Genomic DNA, 22,106 nt, shown 5'->3' on the forward strand with positions numbered 1-22,106 from the left:
GGCTTCCAACTTCCTCTTCCCGCCACAGACAAGGAGACCAAGCGTGCCAACCACCGAAGGCGTGTCACTCGACACCAAGCGACAGCGGAACCGAAGCCGAAAGAAGCTTCTCCTTAACCGCACGGCGATCTGGTCCCACGACGGCATGACCTTGCTCGCCGTCGTCGAGGGCCACGTCACCCCGGACGACATCGCAGCCGCGCGGCAGCTCGCTCTCCGCGCGACTCCAGCACCACCGCAGTAGGAGAACCATGCCCAGCACAGCCGAGAAGACCATCGCCCGAGTCCTCCGGAGGAAGACGCCCACCGCCGAGGCCATCCTGGACGAACTCGCCCGGGCGGGCTGCACGATCACTGACCCGGAACGAGTCGAGCCGCCCGTCTGGCTGCCCAAGGACAACATCAGCCGGGCCAACGTGCAGCAAGTCGCCGACCTCGTACGTGAAGGCAAGACCGTCGAGGAGATCGTCGCCGAGACCGGCAAGTCGAAGCGGATGGTCGACCGCTACGTCTCCGCCGCCATCCACCTCGGGTGGGTGCGCCGCCGACCGCAGCGCAAGCCATCCGCACGGAAGGGGCCGTTGTGACTGCGGCCGAGGCGCTGCGCCGCGCCATCAGTGAGGCCGCACGGGCCTTATCGCACCGCGTGTACGAGCGTGACCAACTCCCGGAAGACGAACGGCCTGACCCGTACGCGTTCGCGCTCGATTTTCTCAACGCGCAGGTCGGCCACGGCTGGCGGCCGACGAACGCGCAGAAGAACGCGTGGACGTCCGCGCCACTGCGCGACCACAGCGAGACCTACAACCGCGGCGCTGCACTGGCGCGCCGTCTGCTCAACCGCGACGCCGACACCGACACCGACACCGATAAGGAGGGTTATCACGATGCAGGTCCCGTTTGAGCCAAGCGGCAGCCTGATCCGCCACCCACACCGATATCTGAACCCGGAAGAGATCGACTGGCAGGACGCGACGCCCTTCCAGGCTCGCCTCATCCTCACCGACGTCCGGAACGCCCAGGGCTACGGCAAGTACGTCATCTGGACAGAGGCGCACGGCATCCGCCGCTTCCCGATGGACACCGAGCACGCCTTCGCCGTCGTCAAGAACGCCCTGATGGACCACGGCGCCATCATCGCGGACACCGACCCCACGTGGACGTTCACCAAGGCGCACGCCCGCGGCGGCGATGCGTACGGGATCAAGCCCGTCCGCAAGCGGTTCCTCGACCAAGAAGGCAACGACCCCGGCCCAGAAGATAACGAGGAGTAACCCATGACCTCCCCCCAGCCGCTCAAGCGCGCCTCGATCGCGCTCCTGAGGCAGATCGCCGACCACGACAACGGCGACGGCGTGCTGTTCCAACCCGCACCTCGAGGCTGCCGTCACCTGGACGGCACCGCCTTCTCCACGCGGGATGAGACGTTCCGCGTGCCCGCCCAACTCCAGCTCATCACCGTTGCACACCCCCGACTCGGCGTCTGGCGGGTGCAGCTGACAGACGCCGGCCGCGACTACCTGGCCAAGGCCGATGAACGCCGCACCAAGCACAGCCCTATCAAGGGCGTGCGGGCCACCCTGGTCGTCGTCGACGAGGCGGTTCGATGAGCGACGGCACGTTCAGCGTGAACTGGTTTGATCACGAGGTGGCCACCGATGCCTCCTAGCCAGTACGTTCGCCGCAGCAGTAGCGACGCTGCACTGTTCGCCAAAACAATCGGCGGCCTCGGCGTTCTGGTGCTGGGCGTGGTCGGCCTTGTCGGCAGCTGCACGGAGGACGACGTCGAGGAAGGTCGTCGCCGACTGTGTGATCGCCACGCAGCAGGCGGACGGCACCTACCAGGTGGTGGACGATCGGTACTGCGACGGCGGCTCCCACGCCACCTACTACCACTGGCTGTACGGCTCCTCGACCACCAACCGGACCGGGTACGTGCGCGGCGGCACCACGGCCAAGCCGGCGGACGCGCAGATCTCTACCCGAACCGGCCGAGTCATCTCACGCGGTGGCTTCGGCAGCAGCAGGAACGGCGGTGGCGGCGGATGACAACCTCGGAGGCCGCATGGCCAGGCGGCACGTGCGAAGCAGAGAATCCTGGCGCGTCGTCGCTGTGCGGTGCTGCCCCGACCGTGACGCGCCTTATCGTCGGGTGCGTTCACGAGCACCAGGAGGACGTGCGCCTGTGCGGCCCGCACGCGGCCAGCATCCTCCGAAACGACCCGTGGTGGTGCGGCCCATGCCTCAAGATCGGGCTCACTACGCCAGCGGTACCGCTAGCGCATATGGCACCCTCGGGCGAGGTGGTGCGTGTTCTCACGAACTGACCTGGCCAGGTGCCGGAAACGCGGATGCGGCGCCCCAATCCGGTGGACGACCACCGAGCGGGGCAAGATGCTCGCCGTCGACGCGGACCCGGTCCCGGACGGCAACACCGCGGTCTGGAAGGACGCGTTCGGTGTCCTGCGCTCCCGCAGGGTGACCAAGGCCCGACCACTCGCCGGACTTGAGAAGCTGATGCGGCCGCACGCCGCAGCGTGCGTGAGCCGACCAGGAATCACGACCGATGACCCGCCACCTCGGCGGCCACCGCCCAGGCCGACTCCGGCTGCGGGCGAGCTGTATGCCCGGCTCGGCATCGAACGCACCGCCACCGCGCAGGACCTCAGGAGGGCGTATCGGCGCTTGGCGCGCGAGCTCCACCCGGATCTCAACCCCGACCCGCGCGCGGCGGAACGCTTCAAGAAGGTGGCGGAGGCGTACGACGTGCTGTCCGACCCGCGCCGGCGCCAGACGTACGACTTGACCGGGCTGCGACCACGGCCGAAATGACCACAGCTATGGGTGCCCTAACAACCGTTACTACTTTGGTCGCCATCGAACAGCAAACTGTCAATGACAGCCAGCGGTAGCGCTCGGCATGCTCGAACCACGCGAACTTTGGCCAGGGCGTAGATCACATATCGACGCATATGGTGGGGGCTCGACCACTTCCCTCGGTGGGCGGGTCCCCGCTTCACGTTCATGGAAGGGAAGGCGGCGCGCAGCATGCCGTGGGTTCGTGTGGATGATCAGTTCCCGACGCATCGGAAGGTACGGCACCTGTCTGACCAGGCGTTCCGCCTGTTCGTGAGTGGTTTGTGCTGGTGCAACGACAACCTGACCGACGGGGTGATCCCGGAGCGCGACCTGAGGTTCGTGAGCGACATTCGCGCTCCGAAACGGTACGCAAGTGAGCTGGTTTCGGTCGGATTGTGGGAGAGAACGGACTCAGGTTGGTGTGTGCACGATTACCTCGAATATCAGCCTTCCGCTGACCAGATCAGGAAGCAGCGAGACGACAAACGTGCACGTCAGGAGCGGTGGCTAGGACGGAAACGCGACCAGTCAAGATCACAGGGAGACACGTCTCAAGACGTGTCCGACGACGTGGCTGAAGACGGCCCCCCAATCCCATCCCAATCCCACTCCCAACACAACTTCTCTAGTCAGTCATCTATCCCGCCGTACCCCGCGCGCGACCACGACGACAACCAGACAGACGGACAGGACTTTTCGCAGGTAGACGAGATGGTCAAGCGCGAACTCGCTCCGCTCGCCGCGCAACCCATCACGGACCAGCAAGCCGCGCAGATCCGGCACGACATCCTCGGCCGCGCCCGCAGCACCGTGAAAAACCCCTACCGGTACGTACTCCGAGCACTCCGCGCCGACCCCAGCCAGTACCTGCCCCAACCACCCCGCGAACACCGCGGCGCCGGCCGCATGTGCCCCACCCACCCCTACATGGCTGAACCCTGCCGGTCCTGTGCCGCAGACCGCATCGCCAAGCCCTGATCAAATCCATGCCGTCCCCCGGCACCTGTCGAAACGATGAGCCGATGACCAGTGAGAGCGCCTGTGAATGCCATGCCCCCGACAAGGTGCACGGTGGGCCGTGCCGCAAGCACGAGAGCGACAAGTACGAAGTCTGGCTTGACGAGAAGTACCCGGTGTACGCAGCCTGCCGAGGGGACGGCTTCGTCGACCACGACGGTTGGCCGACCGATGCCGCCGACGTACCGCAGTTCCAACCTCTACGAGAAGCGCTCTCCGCCCCAGCCCGAGAACGCTTCGACTGGGAGTGGTCCTACGTCGCCAGATGGTCCCAGCACTTCGCCGCATACGAGATGGCAGTCACCATCCGCGACGCTTGGCGCACCCTCGTGCTCGGCTACGAGCGAGATGCCCTGCGCTACGACCTGATGCGGATCAGCAGTCGGGAGGAATACCCCATCGGAAAGATCCCCAACTTCCACGAAGGCACCGAGCCCTTCGTTCCGAAACACCTGCTTCACGAAGCGAACCTGCTAGCCGGGCACATCAGGTGCGCCCAACGAATCGAGCGGATGCTCCGAGATCACGCCGCAGGCGGCACAATCCGAGCCGATCAGCTGTAACCCGCGCCACCCGAAACCCGTCACCGACCCACCAGGCCCAGCAAGCCCTGGTCGTCGATGACGGGTTTTCGCATGAACAGCGACATCACGCAGACCACAACCACAAACACAGGCAGCACACCGTCAAAAGACCTGACAGCGTCCACACAGACGCGCGGACACGTGCGGACCGGTACAAGGAGACAACAACACCACCAGAGCAGCTCACAAGAGACAACAGCACACAAACAACCACCAGAGACCTACAGCCAACACGCGCCGAAAGCTGACTATGCCGACGGCTTGGCGCGTGGCAGCGGATCACGGTTCGGGCAGGCCCAGAATTTAGTATGGGCTCTAAACTAAAGCCCTTGCCCTGGTCGGATAGGGAGTGGGGGTATAGCTGGAGCTCCCGCACTACAACGTATTGATAATGGAACCTTGACAGCTCTTGATCTCCCGTTATCCGGAAAACAAGAGTGATCACCGTGAGAAACACATCAACGGCCACGGCAGCGAGCGCAGCGCTTCTCAGCGTTGCGACCATCGCCGCCGCCCTGGCCATCGCCGCACAGGCCGCGCCCACCAGCGCGACCACAACGGCGCACGTCGCAGTACCAACGTGCGTCACCGTGACGCCTACGGCGGAGATCACCGTTCCCGGTGAACCTCCCCAGGTGATCAAGACCGTCATGCCGTTCCCCCTGTGCATGGACGTGGTCACCCTCACCGGCCCCACTGGTTCGCCCGGTCCGCAGGGTGCCACCGGTCCGCAGGGCTCGCAAGGTTCCCCCGGTCCGCAGGGCGTCACCGGTCCGACCGGTGCCCAGGGTCCGGAAGGTCCCGCAGGTCCGCAGGGTCCGAAGGGTGACCAAGGTCCGGCGGGTCCGCAGGGTCCGAAGGGTAGCCAGGGTGAGCCCGGTCCGACCGGTCCCGCAGGCACGCCCGGAACGGTCGGCCCCACGGGCGAGCAGGGCAACCCCGGCACGCCCGGACGTGACGGCAGGAACGGAACGCCCGGACCTACTGCCACCGCCACGACCACGCCCCGCGCGTCCAGCACGCACCGCGCGACCCCCAAGGCGACCCCGACACCTAAGCCCGTGTCCACGGAAACCCCGTGGCTGGAGACGTGGCAGGCACCGGCCGTGTTCGTCTTAGTGGCGCTTCTAGCCGCCGCCTGCCTGCTGTGGCTCAAGCGCCGTAATCGCAAATCCGAAAGCGACAGCGGTACCACTGGCGAATCTGTCGGGCTGTAGCAAACCCCCGCCCCCGCCCCCGCCCGCGCGAGCGGGGGCACCCACCACAACGAAAGGCAAGATCCAAAGTGGCAACCAAGCCCAGTACCGACGCCGTCAAGGCGGCACTCTCCACTCTTCTGGCCTGGTTCTGCACCATGGCCGATGGTCAGTACCGGCCCGTCGTGATCATGGAGGCAACCAAGCGCGTCAACCACGACGACAGCAAGAACAGCCCGACCCGTCTCGGGTGGCGTTGCCCCGGTACGCGTCTGCCCGTCGTGGCCATGCTCGCGGCCCTCAAGCGCGATTGGGACGCCGCGCCGAAGTCGTGGCCGATGCTCGCCGACGTGGCCCCCGCCACGCTCGTGGAAGAGGGTTGCGCGCTCTACGGTCTGGACTCCGAGCACGTGGCCGCTGACTGGGACGCGGTCCGGGAGCAGGCAGACGGCGCGGTGATCACCGCGCTGTATCGCGCCACGCAGCCCGACGTGTCCGCCCCGTGGGACGTGATCGCGGCGGTTCTCGCCCCCGCCCCCGAGTCGGAGAAGGGCAGCAAGCTGCCTGAGCAGCAGCGCGAGTTGGTCAACGCGATCATGAATCTTTCGGAGACCAACCCCGCCCGCGCCGCCCTCATGACGGCACTCACCGACGAGGGACGCGCGGAAGTCGAGCGCCGCGCCAAGGCCAAGGCCGAGAAGGACGCGCGCCGCAAGGCAGCCAAGGACCAGGGCGACGCCCAGAAGGCGCAGACCAGCGACAAGCCCGCCAAGGCGGCCCCCAAGAAGTAGCCCCACCGCCCCCGCCCCGGCATGGGGCGGGGGCACCCCACCACATCCCCAACCACCACAGGGAGAGACCAGCGTGAACCCGATCAAGCGCGGAGCGGCTTACGTCGCCGTACTAGCCGTCCAGACCGCACGGCAGGAGCTTGCCGACCACCGAGCCGAGTGCGCCGCCTGTATCAAGCGCAACCCATGTGACACGCTCGCGAAGCTTCAGAGCGAGGTCTACATGTCCAGCCAGACCAGCCGCACGGCCCTGCTCACGTACGCGCCGCAGGGCAGCAGCGTGGAGTACCACGGGCCCGCCGTCCACCTGCACGGCGTGTGGTACATCACGGACACGTGCCGCACGTCCCTGCACACGTCGTATCTCCTGCACGCGCTTAGGAGCGGCGCGATCATCGATGACGTGCCGTTGGACCAGATCAGGCAGCCGATCGAGCCGGAACCGACCGGCGTCCTGGCAGCCGTCCAGCGTGCGGCGGCCGAGATCACGCGCCTACTGGCCGCGTGTGGCTACCTCCTGCACGTCCGCGTGACCGCAGACGAGGGCAAGGTGCGTATCGAGTACGACGCGCCCATGTTCGGCCGGTACGACCATGAGGCCCGATACGCGCGCCAGCACGCGACCGGCAGGGCTCAGGAGGAAGCCTCCTACGTGGTCGAAGCGCTCATATCGCTCCGCATGATGAGCCAGTTCGCCCGGACCGGAGCGCTACGCGAGATCAGCAGCCACGCGCGCAGCGCCGAACTGGCGCGCGAACGCGTCGAAAAGCGCCCCACGCGCCGACCGAGCGCGTAGCGCGCAGCGCCACCAGCGAGCCCCGCGCGGCATCCAGCCGCGCGGGGTTTCCGCGCGTCTCGGACCCCCTCCGGGAGGCCCACGGCGTCCCTATTTGGCTTGGTTGTTGGGGAAAGGAGTTGATCTTGTACTGTTGTGGGTCGTCTCCGAGGGGTGGTGCGTGGTGGCTGGTCAGGCGTGTGTGGGGCCTTGCAATGAGGGGTCGCGTGAGGCGTGGGTGGCGTTCTTGCGGGTGCGTGATGCGCATGCGGATGCGGTTGATCGGTGGGTGGCGGATGGTGCGGTGGGTGAGCTGCCGCCGGAGCCGGTTCAGCCTGTGGTGTCGTGGCGGCCGGGTGAGCCGCTGGTGTGCGGTCGGTGTCGGGCGACGTGTCGGCGGGCGCTGTTGGAGGTGGATTCGCTGGCGTCGGTGGTGTCCGCGCGGGGGGATGGTCTTCGTCCGGCGTCGCGTTGGTCGCGCGTGTCGGGGTCGCGGCCGAAGCCTGCGATGTCGCCGGACGCCGAGCTGCTGGATGAGTTGGTGGGTGAGCTGCTGTGGTTCGAGGATCAGGCGCGGGCGGTGCTGGGGTTTCCGCCGCGGCCGTCGACTGCTCGGGGTGCAGTGGCGAGGTCGCGGGCGGCGGCCTGGTTGGTGGATCATCTGGACGCGGTGCTGGCGTCGGCGGCGACTGGGCCGGCGGAGTTGGTGAAGGGCTCGCTCGGGTGGGAGCGGCGCCTGCGTAGGGCAGTGGAGGATGAGCCGCCGAGCTGGACGCCGGCGCGGTGCTCGTGCGGTGACCGGAATCTCCGCTGGGACGCGCGAGTGGGGTACTTCGTGTGCGGTGCGTGTGGGAACCATGTGAGCGAGGTCGAAGAGCGGGGCCTAATCGCCGAGGAAGTTGGCTAGAGGGTGGTTCCTGTGGGTGGTGTATGCGGGCTGGGAGCACCGGGTTGCTGGAATGTGTTCGTGTTGAGTTTCGTTGGCTGCCAGGCTCAGCGCACGATATGGGCGCGGGCATAATGGGCTCGGTGGTTGATACTTCAAGGGCTCCGCACCTCTACGCAGAGATCGTGCGGACTCATGTGAGGATTATTCTCACATGGCCTTAGCTTTCCACCGCCAGCAGTGTTGATTATGCCGAGGCCAAGTACCATCGCGGTAAAAAGTTCTGGAAGCAGCTCGAAGATATCTACGTCCCACCAGGTTACGAGTCGCATCTTTATTGGTGCATCTCTGACCAGATCCCAATTATCTCTAACCCAAGGATCGATACCGCTTTCCATTTTATCTACGGAATCCCCGACGTCGAGCTCTCCACTTATGAGTCGGCCGCCGCGATGAAATACTTCAGGCGTCTCGATCCAAAACATCAGAACGTACTCGTCGCCAAGAACGCTGGCTTCAGTGCCGAGTCGCGCCGAGAAAGCCCACTGTCCATTACTGGCAAAGGTGATCGCGACCCTGGCAGACACGTCACCCGATGTGAGATTGTCGATCACATCCCTCCTCTGAATAGAGATGAGATCCAGAACGCTTATCGGTGACGCCCTGCCTTCCATCCTTCCCACAGCCTCCAAGCTGAAAGGAGCGCCCTTGAACTTCCTGTTGGGGGGGTTCATGACGGATATCGCAGTCACTACTTCCTCTGCTTTCGATCTATCGAAGTCTCGATACGCATGCCACAGAACAGCGCCGGAAGGTCTTCATGCGGTTCCTTGTATCGGCTCCCCCAGCGAGACTGGCCGCCACGAAGCAACGCTTTGCTTGCCGAGATTCGAGATAGTGCTGATTACTCCTACGCAAAGCCATAGCGCAGTTTCTTCTCCGATTGGAATTCCATCCATCTTGATAAGTCTATGAGTTAGGACCAGATCCCCTATTTTGCCGTTTTTGGGTAGCGCGTCATGCTCACTCACGCGAAGATTGAGGCGTGCCTCATTTATCGTGACACCGCCCGGGTAATCTCCATTGAAATTGACGGTTAGTCCATCGCTGGAGTCGTGCACCAGCGCCCTCCGAGATCCTCCATCGCTAGTCCGCCGTGCAGCCGAGTCCAGCATGAAATCGGATGTCTTGGCTCGCAGGACGCGGCCCTCAACAGTGACCCAGTCCTCTTCTCGGCCATCGTTCAACAAGATGTCGCTCATGTGAGTGATCCGATCTCCACATACCGCGCTATACGAATTGCTCGCAGCGTCCTTTTTGAGACTAAGATCCGCGACGTTAAGACGACAAGGCCGATTTGGTAATAAACGGGTTAGTCCGATTAGTTATAGTTTCGCCATATTTAGCCAGAGCCGGTTCCGCGCATGTGGCCCCTCGTGTGCGTTGCGCCGAGTCGGCGGGCTGTGTAACACTTCGTGTCGACAGGTGATCTATGCCTAGCGCACGGCCTGGGGGTCGTGACCTGCGGAAACTCTAGTGAGGCGCTGAGCGCGACTCTGACAAGATCATCTTTCCGCCCATCCCTTACCTGTTGGACGCGCGAGATCATCTCTCAGCGTTGACTACAACGCGCCTATCTCGCGTGAACGCATGTCCGGAATCGCCCTGTACGTCCACGAATACGCCCCTTGCGGAGGTGAGACGTGCACCCAGCGACCGCCCGCCAGGCCGCCGACCGGCTCGACCGCTCCCCGATCACGATCCGTCAGTGGGCCCGCCGCTATAAGGCTCGCGTCCTCGGCAGGGCTGGCCGCGAGGTCGTCTACGACTACGACGACATCGCCACGATCGAGGGCTGCATCTGGCGTGGCGACCCCGTCCCCCTGACCCCCGGAGGCCGTGACGAGCTCCGCGCCCAGCTCGCCCGCGCTGCCTGAACAGGAAGGCCCCTCGTGAAACTCTCGAAGAACAAGCGCATCGTCGGCGCCGAGCGCGCCCAACTCGCCGACGCGCTCGCCAAGCAGTACGCCGGCGGCGAGTCGATCCGCCTCATCGCGCTCAACATCGGCCGTAGCTATGGGTTCGTGCACCGCCTCCTCGAAGAGGTCGGTACGGAGCTGCGCCACCGTGGCGGCGACACCCGCGCTCCGCAGGCGACCGAGACGGTCGGAGCGGACGCGTGACTCCCGACCAGGCCGCGGCCATGGCGGCCGACCTCCTCGACGACGCCTCCAAGAACCTCCTCGACAACGCGTACGTCCAGTCGTGCGGCACCGTCGCCGACGCATACATGCGGCTGCACCTGACCCTCGCGACCGGCGCGGCCGTGAACTGGGACGAAGCGTTCCCCGAGCAGCGGGGCTAGACCTTTCATTGGATGCGGGTCCAGACGTAGAGCACGATGCCAACCACACCTGCAACCTTCAGAAGGAACAGGAACAGGGAGTCGACAAAGGTGCTCGCGGCTTCAACGAGGTCCTTCAGCGCTTCAAGCGCGGCCACCAGCCGCTTCAAGAGCTCCAACATGGCGAGTCCAGACCGGACTCCACCCTGAGTCCCGCATGTCCTGGCTCCGTATTGCGGGTCGCTCTGTCCTGGCGGACGAGACTCGTCGGGTCGATCCGGTTGCGCCGTGTTCGGATATCTGGAACTCCTGAATGAGGGAGGGCCGGAGCCTACGCCGCCACTACCTCACTCCCCAGTCTGCACGACGGCCACGAACGGCCCCTCGTTATCGACGGACATGTCACCAGGAGGACACCCGCCGCATCGCGCGAACGCGCCGAGGGGGTACACCCCCAAATCCGGAAGGACGGCTTACCCCATACGGTCTCATGATCAGGGCACGAAAATGTTGATCATGACTCCGATGGGGATCGACACGAGCGCACCAAGACCGAAGAACATCCACTGCTGACGTCGCTCCTCACGGATGGATGCCTTGGTCTCACCGACGAGGATCTGCCGAATCTTCTCGGCCTGCTCCTGGTTCACCTCTAGTAGTCGCTGCTGCTCTTCGGCTTGAGTGATAAGCGCCTCGCGAGCTGCTTGCTGCGCTTCGAGATCGCGACGTAGATCATCCATCAGCGTGGTGGCTGCGGCAAAAGCTGTTATGACTTCATGTACCCGCTCGCGCAGGAGCATCTGGGGGTCAGCCTTCGCACGTGCTATCCGGGCAGAGGTTCGCTGTTCCGCCGCCCGAACGAAGATGGTCACAGTCGCAAAGACGAGTACGAAGAGCATGGCTGCATACCCCCCGACCACCCCTGCCCTAGAGGACAGGTTGTTTGGGGCTGCCGTGGTGATCAACGCATGTATGAGGAGCCCGATAACGACCGCTGAGGCTGCGATGAAGGTCCATAAGACTAGCCACCCCCACAGCGGAATGCGCCTTGATGGACGAGCACGATCCTTCGCCATGGCTCATTGTCCCTTGACGTCTGCGGCGACAGAGGCCGCATGTGCAGAAAGCAACGCCAGTCAGTGTCCTGATCCGCATCATTTCATGATCATAAAAACGTGGTCATAATCGTAGTTATGTCCATAGATCGTTTCCGGTAGGGTCGAGAGCACCTCCCCTCCCGAAACGGACGGCCATGAGCGACCGCATCCCTCTCGGTGACAGTCACCCCGCCTCAACGCCTCCGCCTGATCTCGCAGCCCTAGCCGCCAAGCTGGCCGATCTGTTCACCGGCCCCGAGGCTGACTTCCACATCGTGCTGGCGCAACTGGTGCACCGCGGCGAGGTTCGCTATCAGCTGCAGGCGCCCTATGGGGCGAAGTTGGAGCTGACTCTCACCGACCCCACCGTCAGCTCATGACTGCTGAGTTGATTCGCGAGCCGAGCGGAGCCGGGAGGATCGCCTTCCCTCCGACTCTGCTGGGCTTCGCGCAGAACGCGACAGTGGCGTGGCTGCTGTCGTTCGACTCGAAGAACACGCGCGACGCCTACCGGCTGGAGATCGAGCGGTGGTTCGCTTTCTGCGGTGAGGCCGGCCTTGACCCGCTCCAGGCGCGCAAGTCCCACGGGGACGTCTACAAGCGGTGGCTCGAACTCCAAGCCGGGAAGCCGGTCCCCCCGAAGACCATGCAGCGCCGTATCTCGGCCGTGTCGTCCTGGTACGAGTACCTCGCGGACGAGGAGATCATCGAAGCCAACCGGTTCAAGCGGACTCGCAGGCCGAAAGTGTCGCGCGGGCACTCCGAGACGACCGCGCTCACGCGGGACGATGCCCGCGCCCTGGTGGTCGCGGCCGACGCTGACCACGGGCCGGCTCGGCTGCGCACCTCGGCGTTCATTCGCGTTCTGCTGCACACCGGTATCCGGATTGAAGAAGCGATCTCCGCTGACCTGAGTGCGCTCGGGCATGAACGGGGCCTGCGGACACTGAAGATCGTGGGTAAGGGCACCAAGCCGAAGAAGCGCCGTCTGCCGGTGGAGACCGGGTACGCGCTCGACCGGTATCTGGAAGAGCGGGCGCGCCGCGCCGGCGTCGAGGTGTCGCAGCTCACCGGGCGGATCTTCGTGACCGACATGGGAGGCCGCTTCTACCGATCGTCGGCGTCAGCTCTGGTGACGCGCATCGGCCGCCAGGCTGGAATCCTCGCAAAGGTCACTGCCCACGTGCTGCGGCACACGTGGGCGTCGCTAGCTGCCGAGCTGGGCGCGGACCCCTTCGAGATCAAGGAAGCACTTGATCACGAATCGATGGACACCACCATGGGTTATGTGCACTCGGGACGGCAACTGGAAAGAGATCCTTCCCAGTTGGTGGCGTCGGCGCTCGAATAGGTAAGCGCTACATTATGGTGGCACGGGCAAATCGAAGCCGCTGTAACTGAGGATGCAACTGCCGTTATCCGGTCCCTAAGGCGCAATTATGGGATTGGCCCAGACCAATTGGGCGTCGCTATACGTCCCCTCCTTGCATCGGGCCGAGATGCGCAGGATTGATGGTTCGCCAGGCTCTCTGGCGAGATCAAGCTCCAAATATGTTGGATCATTGCCGTAATCTACAAACACAACTTTTGCCTCTCCGTCACCGAAGCTAACTGCGAACTCCCCAGCCGCATCGTGTTCGCTCTCTCCCCCCAAGGCGACTTGAGCTCTAAATTTAGTATACTTTTTATCTATTTCATAGACATTTTGATAGTAAGAACTACTAAGACAGGTATGCACCTGGCTCATGCTCTTCGGATAACGCTCGCCATTGATTTTAGTGGAACCAATCTCGTAATCCCTGCCTCCCTTTGGTTGCTTGTGAAGAAGGGACTCTTCTCCACCAGAGACTTGCATTGATGTCCTGGGGTCAGGGTCTTCGCCCGGGGAAGAGGTAGATAAATGTGTCGAACCCGAGGCCGCCGTCGTAGTCACCGTGACGGACTGGGTGATGGTCGAAGGCGGCGACGCCTGTGCCGCCTCCTTCGGATCGGCGATCTGGAAGAAGCCCGTCACGAAGGCAGTCATGACGCCAGCGATTCCTGTCACTAATGTTCCCACTAAGCCGATCACGGCAACTGTCACCCCCTCTGGCCTGCGCCGTGGCGAACGCGACGTTGCGTCTCTCGATGGCTCCTGAGACGTAGACTGAGATGGTTCGGGAAGCATGTCTTGGATCGTACAGGCGACGGAGATTTACACCCGGCAATCTCCAAGAAGTCGCACACATCGGCCAGCTGTTGCGCTTTAGCATATTAAGTCGGCATCATCACTACATGGGAGATTCATCACGTATTGACCAATTCGTCATGGTCGCCCAGCCGTCCCGCATCCTGGTTCCATAGCAGTGTCGGCTTGACGGAGATCCAGTCCATTGCGGATGACTGTGAAAGATCGCTTGTTCTAGATCTCCGTTTTCTTCCCGCTTTCATCGGCCTTAACGTCTCATTCTCAAGAGTTAACTAACCGGCAGTGCCATTAGGCAGGACCGTCATCCAGTCATCGGCGCGCCCGCCGATGCACATCGCGCCCTTCTCGTTGATCCGCGGAACGACGGCACCGCCATGCGATTCGCAGAACGCAATCGGAGCACAGCCGTCAGGGCTGCCCCATTCGTGATCGATCTCCATAAGGCCGTTGTTGACCGCTGCCAGGAGGGCGGCAGCCAGTGGAGCGGCGATAGCCAGGGCGGCTACAGCGACAATGCGCTTCATGTATGAATGCTGATTCCAGACTGTAGTAACCACTGTCGGCGAGGGTGGGCAGGCCGAGCGCGGCTGCGGCGTACAGCGCTCGGAGCCGCGCGACGTACTGAACAAGTAACTGCACCTAATGCGACAACGACACAACAGGAGATAAGGGGGATGGCGTGGCGCTGCGGCCCCCGTTCCAGTACTACGGCGCCAAGGGCCGACTCGGCCCCTTCCTCGCCAGCCTGCTACCCAAGCACGCGGTGTACGTCGAACCCTTCGCGGGCTCGGCCGCCGTCTTCTTCGCCAAGGACCCCGTCCCTATCGAGACGATCAACGACATCAACGGCGACCTCGTGTGCTTCATGAAGACGCTACGCGACCGGCCTCGCACCCTGATCAGAGCGATCGAGCTCACGCCGTACGCCCGCGCGGAGCACCAGGCCGCCAAGCTGGGCGACACCGCGGAGCCCGACCTCGAACGGGCCCGCCGCTGGTGGATTCAATGCACCCAGTCCCGCAGCGGCGAGGCCGGCGCCTCCTGGCGGCGACCGACCTCGAGAACGAGGGTCAACAACCCGGCCGGCTCCAAGCGGGCCGCCGCGGCGCTGCGCTGGCACGCGGTCCGGCTGCGTGAGGCGTTCATCGAGCAGGTGGACGCGTTCGAGCTGATCGAGCGCATGGATTCGCCGCAGACCGCCATGTACGTGGACCCGCCGTACCTACGCAGCACGAGGAACGTGTTCGGCAGCGGCCACTACGTCAAGGAGATGGACCGCGAGCCCGAGCACCGCCGCCTCCTGGAGGTGCTCGCCGCCTGCAAGTCCGCGATCGTGTTGTCCGGCTACCGGTCGGAGCTGTACGACGAGCTGCTCTCCGACTGGCGGCGAATCGATTACCGCGTGCGTGCTTCCAGCTCGGATGAGCGACGGCACGCCGTCGAATCAGTCTGGATCAACCGATGAAGGCTCGGACCCGATGTTGTGCATCTGCGACTTCCTGAGGTGGCTAGGTTCATCCTGGATGTTGTAACCCTTCACAACGTGGAATTCACCGATCAGTAGGTCGCTTCTCTCGACAATCCTTCTTGCCTGCGTAGCGGTGTGGGGACCAGAAACGCGCGCGACGATCTTGATTGAAGTGAACAGCAGTTGAAGTAGCAGAGCCTCACGGCGGACGTACGAGCCGGTCGCTCCTGCGGCGAATATCAGTGCTGTGACTAGCTTGAAGAGCTTTCCAGGACGACTATCGATCACGGCAGCCTGCTCCTCTGCGCGAATCTCTGCCCGTGCCGATCTTCCATACTTCAGGCGTACAGACCAGACCACAGTTTTTCTGGCTACCCATGGGGAGATGTCACAGAATTCGTTGACGAGTAGGCCGCCGCCGATGCCGACGATGATCTCAAACGTGCTCATCGGGAACCCCCGGCGAGCAGCTCGCGCATCCAGTCAAGGCGAAGAAAGCCAAGCGCAGGCTTGGGCTTCAAGGCTGTGGGACGCCGCTCCGCGAGCAGCGCGCGGGCCACGGGGACGGCGGCACCGGTCAAGGTGTAGAAGCGGCGGCGCGGCCGGTTGGCGTCGGGTTCGATCTCCTCCCACTTGCCATCGATCATGCCAGCATCTTCGAGCCGGTCGAGGACGTTGTAGACAGTTGGACCCGAGCGTTTGGTCCGCTTCATGATCGCCCAGCCGTGGACCTTCTCGTCCTCCTGATGGGCGCTGAGCAGCACTTCCAGCACGTCCAAGGTTGGCTGGGTGATGCGTTGTAGACCTGCCATGCCCTTATCTTACCTACTCAAAATAAGCCGTGCGTGTCGAAAGGGAAGCTGATCATGGACATCAAGGAGTACCAGCACGCGCCCGAGTTGGTCGAGGCCATGGAGGTCGTCGGCGGCCAGGTCGAGGACGTCGTGAGGTGGATCAACAAGTACTCGAACCTGCGGGGCATCGTCGGGCAGACTGCGATCCGTGGCCGCGCCGGTGAGTACGTGGACATCCAGACGCCCGAGGGCATGCAGCGCGCCGGCCTCGGCGACTACGTCCTGCACGACGGGGCGGGCGAGTTCTGGCCCGTCCCGAAGTCGATCTTCGCGCGCAGGTACGCACCGCTCGTCTCGGCGGGTGAGTAGTGCGTATCCAGGTCCTGCGGCTTCCCCTGGTCGACCTGGGCGGCATCCATGAGGAGCCGTTCGCGCTGATCGCTGACCAGTTCGACGGCGCGCCGGAGTCCCAGCAGACGCTCATGGAGTTCGCCGAGCAGGCGGGCGCCCGCGCGCTGTGGATGACCGAGGAGACCGTCGAGATCGTCGAGACGCCCGTACCGGCCGTGTTGGAGACGCTGGCGGCTGATGACGACCACTTCGAAATTTGACCTGCGGAAACGCGCAAAGCCGCAGGTCAGGATAGTCGACCACTTGGCCCTCCCGAGGGGCGTCAGGGGAGGGCTGATGGCGAAGATCGCGCCGCAGGAGTACCGGATGGTCGCGGTCAGCGACCTGGAGCCGCACCCAGACAACCCACACCACGGCGACGTGGACGTGATCGTTGCGTCGATCAAGAAGCACGGCTTCTACGGGTCCGTCGTCGCGCAGAAGTCCCGGATGCGGATCGTCGCAGGTGAGCACCGCTGGCGCGGAGCGGCCAAAGCCGGGCTCAAGCATGTGCCCACGGTCATCATCGACGTGGACGACGAGACCGCCCAGCGGATTATGCTCGCGGACAACCGGCTCGCCGAGTACGGCCAGTACGACGACGCCAAGCTCGCCGAGCTGCTGCAGTCGCTTCCGGACCTGGACGGCACCGGTTGGCGGGGCGAAGACCTCTCCGACCTGCTCGACGACCTCGGCGACATCGAGATCGTGCACGACGAACTCGCCACCAGCAGGCCAGCGCCGACACCGGCGCCTGCCGCACCCGAGGATCTCGGAGACGACCCCGACGACGAGCACGACCGAGACGCGCACGACGGGCCGGCCAGCTCAGCGGCGCCGCCTCCGCGCCCGAAGGCGGGCGCGATGGTCGAGCTGATCGTGCCGCTGACCGCCGCTCAGCACGACGAGGTGACCGGCCTGATCGCGGACATCCGTAGCCGAGACGGTGATGCGCCGCTCGCGGATGTGGTGATGGCGGCCCTTCGAACTCATGCAGTTCGCCAGCGGTAGCGCTTGCGAAAGGAGGCTGACCCCTCATGGCCGAAGACGCTCAGGTCAAGCTTGCGCGGCACGAGCGGCGCTACCAGGCGTTGCAGATGCGTATCGCTGGGGTCAGCAATGCTGTGATCGCGCAGCGGCTCGGCTACTCCTCGCCGCAGCTCGTCTCCAAGGACGTCACCACTGCGCTGAAGAGGGCGGCCAAGCAGGAGGCGATGGCGGCCGAGGAACTGCTGAACCTGGAGATCAACCGGCTGGACCGCATGATGGCGTCCGTCTGGCCGCGAGTGCTCAAGGGCGAGGTCAATGCCGTTGAGGCCGCCCTGAAGATCGTGAACAAGCGAGCCAGTCTCTTGGGCCTGGACCTCATCAACAGGAACGGTGCGGCCGACAACGATATGGCCAGCCTGCTCGGCAACATGCTGCTCCAGCTCCAGCAGCGTCACAACGTGCCGGACCCGGACACCGACGTGATCCTCGAAGCCGAGGTCATCCAGGGCGCGATCGAGTACGACGAGGCCGGGGGCGAAGCGTGAGCCTGCGTCTGGCGGTCAAGCTGTCGCCGAAGCAAGAGAAGAGCATCGCTGAGTCAACGGCGCGTCTGAACATCTGGCAGGGCGCGATCCGAAGCGGAAAGACCATCGCGTCCCTGATCCGCTGGGTGATCTTCGTGGCGAATGCGCCGCGCGGCGGGAGCCTGGTAGTCGTCGGCAAGACGAGCGACACCGTCGGCAGAAACGTCTTCGAGCCGCTCATGGACCCCGCGATCACCGGCCCGATCGCCAAAAGGATCACCTACACCAGAGGTGCGCCTACCGCGAAAATCCTCGGCCGCACCGTCGAGATCGTCACCTCCAACGACGCCCGAGCAGAGAACCGCCTGCGTGGCATGACGGCGGTTGGCGCGTACGTGGACGAGATCACGCTTATCGACCGGGCGTTCTGGGACATGCTGCTCAGCCGCCTGTCGGTAACGGGCGCCAAGTTGTTCGGGAGCACGAACCCGGACGCGCCGTCGCACTGGCTGAAGAAGGACTTCCTCGACCGGGCCCACGAGCTCGATCTGAGGTCGTGGCACTTCAATCTGGACGACAATCACAGCCTTGACCCGGCCTACGTCAAGGCCCTCAAGAGCGAGTACTCCGGGCTCTGGTTCAAGCGCTTCATACAGGGCCTGTGGGTCATGGCTGAGGGCGCGATCTACGACATGTTCGACGAGGACAAGCATGTCGTGACCTCGCTGCCGCTGATGGAGAAGTGGCTGTCGGTCGGCGTGGACTATGGCACAACGAACCCGTTCGCCGCGGTGCTGCTGGGTGTCAGCGTGCCTGATCGCGAGGGGCAGCGCCGCGTCTACGTCGCATCGGAGATGCGCTACGACTCCCGTGCCGAGCGGCGGCAGTTGACGGACTCGGAGTACAGCACGCGGCTGACCGACTGGCTGGACCGCATCCCGGACACCTACGGGCCCGGCACGCGCGGCGTCAGGCCTGAGTGGCTCGTGGTGGACCCCTCGGCGGCCTCGTTCATCCAGCAGCTTTACCGGGACCACTACCGGCCCATGCAGGCCGACAACGCGGTCTTGGACGGAATCCGGACCGTGTCGAACCTCATCTCAGCTGACTACCTGCGCGTGCACGCGAGCTGCCGCGGCCTGCTCGACGAGATGGCCGGCTACGCGTGGGACGAGCGCAAGGCCGAGCGCGGCGATGACGTGCCGGTCAAGGTGGACGACCACAGCGTGGACGCCTTGCGGTACGCCCTGCACACCACACAAGCGGCCTGGCTTCGGCTCCTCGAACCGGTTGCTGTCTTCTAGGCTTCTGCTGATCTCTCCATCTCGCCGCTCGTCCCGCCGATGTGCCATATCGGATCGTATGGAGCGGGTCGTCCGCCAAGGCGATGTAACGGCTCTAGTCCCGTTATGTGATGTCGGACGGCGTTTACGAAGCTCAGCCGCTGAACGTCAATCCGGTCACGTAGCGTGAACCAGTCGTCTAGGGAGACTGTTCCGGCCACGATCCGACGATGAGTACGCCAGATCTCGGCATCCATGTTGTGAGCGGCGTCCACAATCTCCTGGTGAACGCTCGTGTGGAGCGAGGAAAGAGCATCGTTCCAGGGTTTCCAGTCCATCTTGCCCGACTGAGGAGCCATTGGATCCGTCCTCGTGCTGCGGCGTCGCAAACGACGCAGCGCGCGCCGTATGCCGCTGGGCCTTCCACTCTCTCGGCTCGGAGCTGATCGAGTTGCGCGCCCAATCCCGATCATGCTGGTGAACCCGATCATGATCCTGGATGATTCACGAAAGACTTGATCGCAAACCCGTAGCTGTACGTCGCGTGACCACTGTTGACGCTCGGATCGACGGCCCATTCGTCCACCGAGCACGACACCCAGGAGTGTGCCGACAACCGCGATCAGCGGTGTTACGAGCTGGATCCACGACTGCACCATGCTTCCAGCGTCACTTGGCGGACCGCGTTTGTCGCCGACTATTCCGACCAGAGTTTGGACTTTGAACCACGCACACCGGGCCGGTTGTGGCGGCTTGCCTTGTGTGCGTTGCTCCGCGCGGCTTCCCCGTACGCGCGTCGAGCACCCGGTGCGGCCCCGGCCCCCGCTGTTGAGGGGCAGCGCGGGGCCGGAGCCGCACTGCTGGACCTGTGATGACCCGACCCCCGACCAGGGAGCTTGTATGTCTGCCGAGAGCTTGCTCACCCGAGGCCCGCTCAAGTGGAAGGTCACGTGGCGGCTGGAGAAGTACTGGGGCGACGACGCCGGTCCCGACGCCGTGCCGTACGACGTGATCGAGCGCGAGGGCAACGCACTCATGCACGGCGGCGCTTCTGCGATCTGGCAGATGCTGCTCGGCAACGGCACCGCGGCGGCCGGCCAGCCGCTCACTTACTACAACGCGGCCAACGCGTACCTCGGCGTCGGTGACTCCACCTCCGCCGAGGCCAAGACGCAGACCGACCTCCAGGCCGCGACCAACAAGCTGCGTAAGGCCATGGACTCGGGCTTCCCGCAGCACACGGACGGCACGGGCGGCACCGCCAACTCGACGATCACGTTCAGGGCGACGTTCGCGACAGGCGAGGGCAACTATGCCTGGAACGAGTGGGCGATCTTCAACGGGGCGGCCGGCGGCCGGATGCTCAACCGGAGAGTCGAAAGCCTCGGCACGAAGACCTCGGCAGCGTCCTGGGTGCTGTCGGTGACACTGACCCTGACCTGAGCCTTCCCATCCTCTGAACGGAGGTGCGATGGCTCACGTCAGAGAGCGGGCATGGCACACCGGAGTAGCCACCTCGTTCACCGTGAACAAGCCCCCTGGCACCGTCGCCCAGGACATGATGTTCGCGTTCCAGGTCGCTGACCTCGGCGCCCAAACCGATCTCATCACTCCGACCGGCGGCGCGACCTGGCAACTGCTCTACGGCAGCGGCACCTTCCAAGGCCGCAGGTTCCTGCACAAGATCTGGTGGAAGGTCGCGGGCTCGGCCGAGCCGGCCTCGTACGGCTTCGCCAAGGGAAACGGCGCAGACGGTGTTGCCGTCGTCCTGTCGGTGGCGGACGCGGAAACGACCACCCCGCAGTTCCTCGTCGAGCACGTCGATTCGCTCGGCTCGATCGTCACCAAGGGAGTCGGGTCCGGACCGGCCTTGGACATCCGGTGGGCGGCCGCGCTGCCCGATGGTGAAGCGCTCACCTGGGAGGCGGATCCCACCTGGGAGGTCCAAGCCAGCCTGAACTCCGACGTCTATGCGTCGGGCTGGCTCGGCACGCGAGAGCTCGGCGCGGGCGAGACGTCCCCCGACATGACGCTGAGCACAAGCTTCGCCTGGATCATCGGCGGCGTGACGATCCGAGTCGCGTCCAGCGTGACCGGTCCGACGCAGAAGACCGGTGCGGACTCGGCGGCCCTGTCCGAGATGGTGTCGCGGGCCGTTCTGCTCGATCGGACCGACTCGGCCGCAGTGATCGACCTCGCGCAGGCTGGCCCGAGCGCCGCTGACGGCGCCGGCTTCACGGAGTCGGGCACAGTCAGCGCCGCAGCCGCGGTCGCCGACATCGCATCGCAGACAGAGTCGTCCACCGTCACGGCCGACGCTGACCGGACCGAGGTGGCGGGCCTGGCCGACGTGGCCGCCCTCCAGGTCGTTCTGGCCCGAGACGATGCCGCGGCCCTGGCGGAGCAGGCCCACATCGGCCTGGCCACCGCCGACGTGGCGGAACTGGGCGAGACGTCGTCACGAGAAGAGATCTTCGGGCCGGTCACCTTCGACCTAACAGCGGCAGTGGAGGCGGCATCCGTTTCGGCGCAGAGCGACTCGGACGAGACGCTGGCGTTCGCGGAGTCGGCCCACGTCGATGTGCTGCGCACTGCGGCGGACGCAGGCGCACTGAATGAGGAGGCCACGGCCGGCCCCAGCGCGGACGAGACCGCAGCGGTTGGCGAGGCGGCCAGCGTGACCGTCCTGCTCGACCGCACCGACACCGCTGCCGTAACAGACACGGGAACGTCCTCCCAGCCGACCAGCGCGTCGGACTCCGCCGCGCTGATTGAGACCTCGCTTGTCGTCGAAGTCGGCCGCGCGATCACGGGCGTGGACGGTCCGCGCCGGCAATGGGGCGTGAGTAGCGCCCGACGCCAGTGGAGCGCCGATCCGCCGCGCCGTACCTGGTCCGCTTCCACGCACACGTAAGGAGGT

General features: G+C 64.6%; 32 protein-coding genes. 24 read left to right on the forward strand and 8 right to left on the reverse strand.

The features are described from left to right. Window positions 1–43 precede the first annotated feature (43 nt). The 11 genes from V5E28_RS39315 (at window position 44) to V5E28_RS39365 (ending at window position 7,243) form a co-directional block, all read left to right on the forward strand. Window positions 44–244, forward strand: coding sequence for a hypothetical protein (locus V5E28_RS39315; RefSeq protein ID WP_336214757.1), 201 nt, complete (start codon window positions 44–46; stop codon window positions 242–244). 7 nt (window positions 245–251) lie between these two features. Then, window positions 252–587, forward strand: a complete 336-nt coding sequence (locus V5E28_RS39320; RefSeq protein ID WP_336214759.1) for a hypothetical protein — start codon at window positions 252–254, stop codon at window positions 585–587. Then, window positions 584–904 carry a hypothetical protein gene (locus V5E28_RS39325; protein WP_336214761.1) on the forward strand — a complete coding sequence of 107 codons (321 nt, stop codon included), beginning with the start codon at window positions 584–586 and terminating at the stop codon, window positions 902–904. The genes V5E28_RS39320 and V5E28_RS39325 overlap by 4 nt, the downstream gene beginning before the upstream one ends. After that, complete coding sequence (locus tag V5E28_RS39330) at window positions 888–1,274, forward strand: hypothetical protein (RefSeq protein ID WP_336214763.1); 387 nt, start codon at window positions 888–890, stop codon at window positions 1,272–1,274. The genes V5E28_RS39325 and V5E28_RS39330 overlap by 17 nt, the downstream gene beginning before the upstream one ends. Window positions 1,275–1,277: 3 nt before the next feature. Then, entirely contained in the window at window positions 1,278–1,610 is a 333-nt protein-coding gene (locus tag V5E28_RS39335) for a hypothetical protein (RefSeq protein WP_336214765.1), read from the forward strand. Between the two features lie 199 nt (window positions 1,611–1,809). Continuing rightward, window positions 1,810–2,049 (forward strand): hypothetical protein, encoded by a 240-nt coding sequence (locus tag V5E28_RS39340; protein WP_336214766.1) that lies wholly within the window; start codon window positions 1,810–1,812, stop codon window positions 2,047–2,049. Between the two features lie 261 nt (window positions 2,050–2,310). After that, entirely contained in the window at window positions 2,311–2,832 is a 522-nt protein-coding gene (locus tag V5E28_RS39345; RefSeq protein ID WP_336214768.1) for a DnaJ domain-containing protein, read from the forward strand. 231 nt (window positions 2,833–3,063) lie between these two features. Continuing rightward, window positions 3,064–3,837, forward strand: coding sequence for a hypothetical protein (locus tag V5E28_RS39350; RefSeq protein ID WP_336214770.1), 774 nt, complete (start codon window positions 3,064–3,066; stop codon window positions 3,835–3,837). A 44-nt stretch (window positions 3,838–3,881) separates the two neighbouring features. After that, entirely contained in the window at window positions 3,882–4,439 is a 558-nt protein-coding gene (locus V5E28_RS39355; protein WP_336214771.1) for a hypothetical protein, read from the forward strand. A gap of 1,306 nt (window positions 4,440–5,745) precedes the next feature. Then, window positions 5,746–6,447, forward strand: coding sequence for a hypothetical protein (locus tag V5E28_RS39360; RefSeq protein WP_336214773.1), 702 nt, complete (start codon window positions 5,746–5,748; stop codon window positions 6,445–6,447). Between the two features lie 73 nt (window positions 6,448–6,520). Further along, complete coding sequence (locus tag V5E28_RS39365) at window positions 6,521–7,243, forward strand: hypothetical protein (RefSeq protein WP_336214774.1); 723 nt, start codon at window positions 6,521–6,523, stop codon at window positions 7,241–7,243. Window positions 7,244–8,263: 1,020 nt separating this feature from the next. On the opposite strand, the gene V5E28_RS39370 is transcribed toward V5E28_RS39365, so the two are convergent. Further along, window positions 8,264–8,842, reverse strand: coding sequence for a hypothetical protein (locus V5E28_RS39370; RefSeq protein ID WP_336214775.1), 579 nt, complete (start codon window positions 8,840–8,842; stop codon window positions 8,264–8,266). Window positions 8,843–8,926: 84 nt separating this feature from the next. Then, window positions 8,927–9,370, reverse strand: a complete 444-nt coding sequence (locus V5E28_RS39375) for a hypothetical protein (RefSeq protein WP_336214777.1) — start codon at window positions 9,368–9,370, stop codon at window positions 8,927–8,929. A 441-nt stretch (window positions 9,371–9,811) separates the two neighbouring features. Between V5E28_RS39375 and V5E28_RS39380 the strand changes: the two genes are divergently transcribed. The 3 genes from V5E28_RS39380 to V5E28_RS39390 are packed head-to-tail and all read left to right on the forward strand — an operon-like array spanning window position 9,812 to window position 10,473. Beyond that, window positions 9,812–10,045 carry a hypothetical protein gene (locus tag V5E28_RS39380; RefSeq protein ID WP_336214778.1) on the forward strand — a complete coding sequence of 78 codons (234 nt, stop codon included), beginning with the start codon at window positions 9,812–9,814 and terminating at the stop codon, window positions 10,043–10,045. A 15-nt stretch (window positions 10,046–10,060) separates the two neighbouring features. Continuing rightward, complete coding sequence (locus V5E28_RS39385; RefSeq protein WP_336214780.1) at window positions 10,061–10,291, forward strand: helix-turn-helix domain-containing protein; 231 nt, start codon at window positions 10,061–10,063, stop codon at window positions 10,289–10,291. After that, complete coding sequence (locus V5E28_RS39390; protein WP_336214782.1) at window positions 10,288–10,473, forward strand: hypothetical protein; 186 nt, start codon at window positions 10,288–10,290, stop codon at window positions 10,471–10,473. The genes V5E28_RS39385 and V5E28_RS39390 overlap by 4 nt, the downstream gene beginning before the upstream one ends. Before the next feature lie 5 nt (window positions 10,474–10,478). Here V5E28_RS39390 and V5E28_RS39395 read toward each other — a convergent pair whose 3' ends face one another. Together V5E28_RS39395 and V5E28_RS39400 are read right to left on the reverse strand one after the other, a co-directional pair. Next, entirely contained in the window at window positions 10,479–10,622 is a 144-nt protein-coding gene (locus tag V5E28_RS39395; RefSeq protein WP_336214783.1) for a hypothetical protein, read from the reverse strand. A gap of 324 nt (window positions 10,623–10,946) precedes the next feature. Continuing rightward, window positions 10,947–11,351 carry a hypothetical protein gene (locus V5E28_RS39400; protein WP_336214785.1) on the reverse strand — a complete coding sequence of 135 codons (405 nt, stop codon included), beginning with the start codon at window positions 11,349–11,351 and terminating at the stop codon, window positions 10,947–10,949. A gap of 353 nt (window positions 11,352–11,704) precedes the next feature. Between V5E28_RS39400 and V5E28_RS39405 the strand changes: the two genes are divergently transcribed. Beyond that, complete coding sequence (locus V5E28_RS39405; RefSeq protein ID WP_336214787.1) at window positions 11,705–11,929, forward strand: hypothetical protein; 225 nt, start codon at window positions 11,705–11,707, stop codon at window positions 11,927–11,929. After that, a complete protein-coding gene (locus V5E28_RS39410) occupies window positions 11,926–12,900 on the forward strand; it encodes a tyrosine-type recombinase/integrase (RefSeq protein WP_336214789.1) in 975 nt (324 codons plus the stop codon). The genes V5E28_RS39405 and V5E28_RS39410 overlap by 4 nt, the downstream gene beginning before the upstream one ends. 75 nt (window positions 12,901–12,975) lie before the next feature. Here V5E28_RS39410 and V5E28_RS39415 read toward each other — a convergent pair whose 3' ends face one another. Both V5E28_RS39415 and V5E28_RS39420 read right to left on the reverse strand, forming a co-directional pair. Then, window positions 12,976–13,632: a hypothetical protein gene (locus V5E28_RS39415; protein WP_336214791.1), complete on the reverse strand. Its 657-nt coding sequence runs from the start codon at window positions 13,630–13,632 to the stop codon at window positions 12,976–12,978. A 377-nt stretch (window positions 13,633–14,009) separates the two neighbouring features. After that, window positions 14,010–14,261, reverse strand: coding sequence for a hypothetical protein (locus tag V5E28_RS39420; RefSeq protein WP_336214793.1), 252 nt, complete (start codon window positions 14,259–14,261; stop codon window positions 14,010–14,012). 155 nt (window positions 14,262–14,416) lie between these two features. Between V5E28_RS39420 and V5E28_RS39425 the strand changes: the two genes are divergently transcribed. Beyond that, complete coding sequence (locus tag V5E28_RS39425) at window positions 14,417–15,202, forward strand: DNA adenine methylase (RefSeq protein ID WP_336214795.1); 786 nt, start codon at window positions 14,417–14,419, stop codon at window positions 15,200–15,202. On the opposite strand, the gene V5E28_RS39430 is transcribed toward V5E28_RS39425, so the two are convergent. Further along, window positions 15,182–15,655, reverse strand: coding sequence for a hypothetical protein (locus V5E28_RS39430; RefSeq protein WP_336214797.1), 474 nt, complete (start codon window positions 15,653–15,655; stop codon window positions 15,182–15,184). The two genes, V5E28_RS39425 and V5E28_RS39430, sit on opposite strands and share 21 nt — an antisense overlap. Continuing rightward, on the reverse strand, window positions 15,652–16,017 hold the full coding sequence (locus V5E28_RS39435; RefSeq protein ID WP_336214799.1) for a PadR family transcriptional regulator: 366 nt from the start codon (window positions 16,015–16,017) through the stop codon (window positions 15,652–15,654). Before V5E28_RS39435 ends, V5E28_RS39430 begins: the two co-directional genes overlap by 4 nt. A 54-nt stretch (window positions 16,018–16,071) precedes the next feature. On the opposite strand from V5E28_RS39435, the gene V5E28_RS39440 reads away from it, so the two are divergent. From V5E28_RS39440 to V5E28_RS39470, 7 genes are all read left to right on the forward strand, one after another. Beyond that, window positions 16,072–16,368, forward strand: coding sequence for a hypothetical protein (locus tag V5E28_RS39440; protein WP_336214801.1), 297 nt, complete (start codon window positions 16,072–16,074; stop codon window positions 16,366–16,368). Further along, a complete protein-coding gene (locus tag V5E28_RS39445; protein WP_336214803.1) occupies window positions 16,368–16,610 on the forward strand; it encodes a hypothetical protein in 243 nt (80 codons plus the stop codon). Before V5E28_RS39440 ends, V5E28_RS39445 begins: the two co-directional genes overlap by 1 nt. A gap of 76 nt (window positions 16,611–16,686) precedes the next feature. After that, a complete protein-coding gene (locus V5E28_RS39450; protein WP_336214804.1) occupies window positions 16,687–17,400 on the forward strand; it encodes a ParB/RepB/Spo0J family partition protein in 714 nt (237 codons plus the stop codon). Between the two features lie 26 nt (window positions 17,401–17,426). Then, window positions 17,427–17,924, forward strand: a complete 498-nt coding sequence (locus V5E28_RS39455; RefSeq protein ID WP_336214805.1) for a hypothetical protein — start codon at window positions 17,427–17,429, stop codon at window positions 17,922–17,924. After that, the gene (locus tag V5E28_RS39460; protein WP_336214806.1) at window positions 17,921–19,207 is read left to right on the forward strand and encodes a PBSX family phage terminase large subunit; all 1,287 of its coding nucleotides are present in this window, start codon (window positions 17,921–17,923) and stop codon (window positions 19,205–19,207) included. The genes V5E28_RS39455 and V5E28_RS39460 overlap by 4 nt, the downstream gene beginning before the upstream one ends. 879 nt (window positions 19,208–20,086) lie before the next feature. Further along, the gene (locus tag V5E28_RS39465) at window positions 20,087–20,629 is read left to right on the forward strand and encodes a hypothetical protein (RefSeq protein WP_336214808.1); all 543 of its coding nucleotides are present in this window, start codon (window positions 20,087–20,089) and stop codon (window positions 20,627–20,629) included. Between the two features lie 28 nt (window positions 20,630–20,657). Next, entirely contained in the window at window positions 20,658–22,100 is a 1,443-nt protein-coding gene (locus V5E28_RS39470) for a hypothetical protein (protein ID WP_336214809.1), read from the forward strand. Window positions 22,101–22,106 lie beyond the last annotated feature (6 nt).

It is taken from the genome of Nonomuraea sp. LPB2021202275-12-8 (genome assembly GCF_037044575.1).
Classification (GTDB): Bacteria; Actinomycetota; Actinomycetes; order Streptosporangiales; family Streptosporangiaceae; genus Nonomuraea.

What these genes read in the sequence shown, in the direction of transcription:
- V5E28_RS39405 (WP_336214787.1), top strand. Translation starts at nt 11,705, where the DNA reads ATGAGCGACCGCATCCCTCTCGGTGACAGTCACCCCGCCTCAACGCCT.
- V5E28_RS39335 (WP_336214765.1), top strand. Translation starts at nt 1,278, where the DNA reads ATGACCTCCCCCCAGCCGCTCAAGCGCGCCTCGATCGCGCTCCTGAGG.
- V5E28_RS39440 (WP_336214801.1), top strand. Translation starts at nt 16,072, where the DNA reads ATGGACATCAAGGAGTACCAGCACGCGCCCGAGTTGGTCGAGGCCATG.
- V5E28_RS39410 (WP_336214789.1), top strand. Translation starts at nt 11,926, where the DNA reads ATGACTGCTGAGTTGATTCGCGAGCCGAGCGGAGCCGGGAGGATCGCC.
- V5E28_RS39375 (WP_336214777.1), bottom strand. Translation starts at nt 9,370, where the DNA reads ATGAGCGACATCTTGTTGAACGATGGCCGAGAAGAGGACTGGGTCACT.
- V5E28_RS39355 (WP_336214771.1), top strand. Translation starts at nt 3,882, where the DNA reads ATGACCAGTGAGAGCGCCTGTGAATGCCATGCCCCCGACAAGGTGCAC.
- V5E28_RS39330 (WP_336214763.1), top strand. Translation starts at nt 888, where the DNA reads ATGCAGGTCCCGTTTGAGCCAAGCGGCAGCCTGATCCGCCACCCACAC.
- V5E28_RS39420 (WP_336214793.1), bottom strand. Translation starts at nt 14,261, where the DNA reads ATGAAGCGCATTGTCGCTGTAGCCGCCCTGGCTATCGCCGCTCCACTG.
- V5E28_RS39465 (WP_336214808.1), top strand. Translation starts at nt 20,087, where the DNA reads ATGTCTGCCGAGAGCTTGCTCACCCGAGGCCCGCTCAAGTGGAAGGTC.
- V5E28_RS39450 (WP_336214804.1), top strand. Translation starts at nt 16,687, where the DNA reads ATGGCGAAGATCGCGCCGCAGGAGTACCGGATGGTCGCGGTCAGCGAC.
- V5E28_RS39430 (WP_336214797.1), bottom strand. Translation starts at nt 15,655, where the DNA reads ATGAGCACGTTTGAGATCATCGTCGGCATCGGCGGCGGCCTACTCGTC.
- V5E28_RS39320 (WP_336214759.1), top strand. Translation starts at nt 252, where the DNA reads ATGCCCAGCACAGCCGAGAAGACCATCGCCCGAGTCCTCCGGAGGAAG.
- V5E28_RS39470 (WP_336214809.1), top strand. Translation starts at nt 20,658, where the DNA reads ATGGCTCACGTCAGAGAGCGGGCATGGCACACCGGAGTAGCCACCTCG.
- V5E28_RS39435 (WP_336214799.1), bottom strand. Translation starts at nt 16,017, where the DNA reads ATGGCAGGTCTACAACGCATCACCCAGCCAACCTTGGACGTGCTGGAA.
- V5E28_RS39455 (WP_336214805.1), top strand. Translation starts at nt 17,427, where the DNA reads ATGGCCGAAGACGCTCAGGTCAAGCTTGCGCGGCACGAGCGGCGCTAC.
- V5E28_RS39400 (WP_336214785.1), bottom strand. Translation starts at nt 11,351, where the DNA reads ATGCTCTTCGTACTCGTCTTTGCGACTGTGACCATCTTCGTTCGGGCG.
- V5E28_RS39370 (WP_336214775.1), bottom strand. Translation starts at nt 8,842, where the DNA reads ATGAACCCCCCCAACAGGAAGTTCAAGGGCGCTCCTTTCAGCTTGGAG.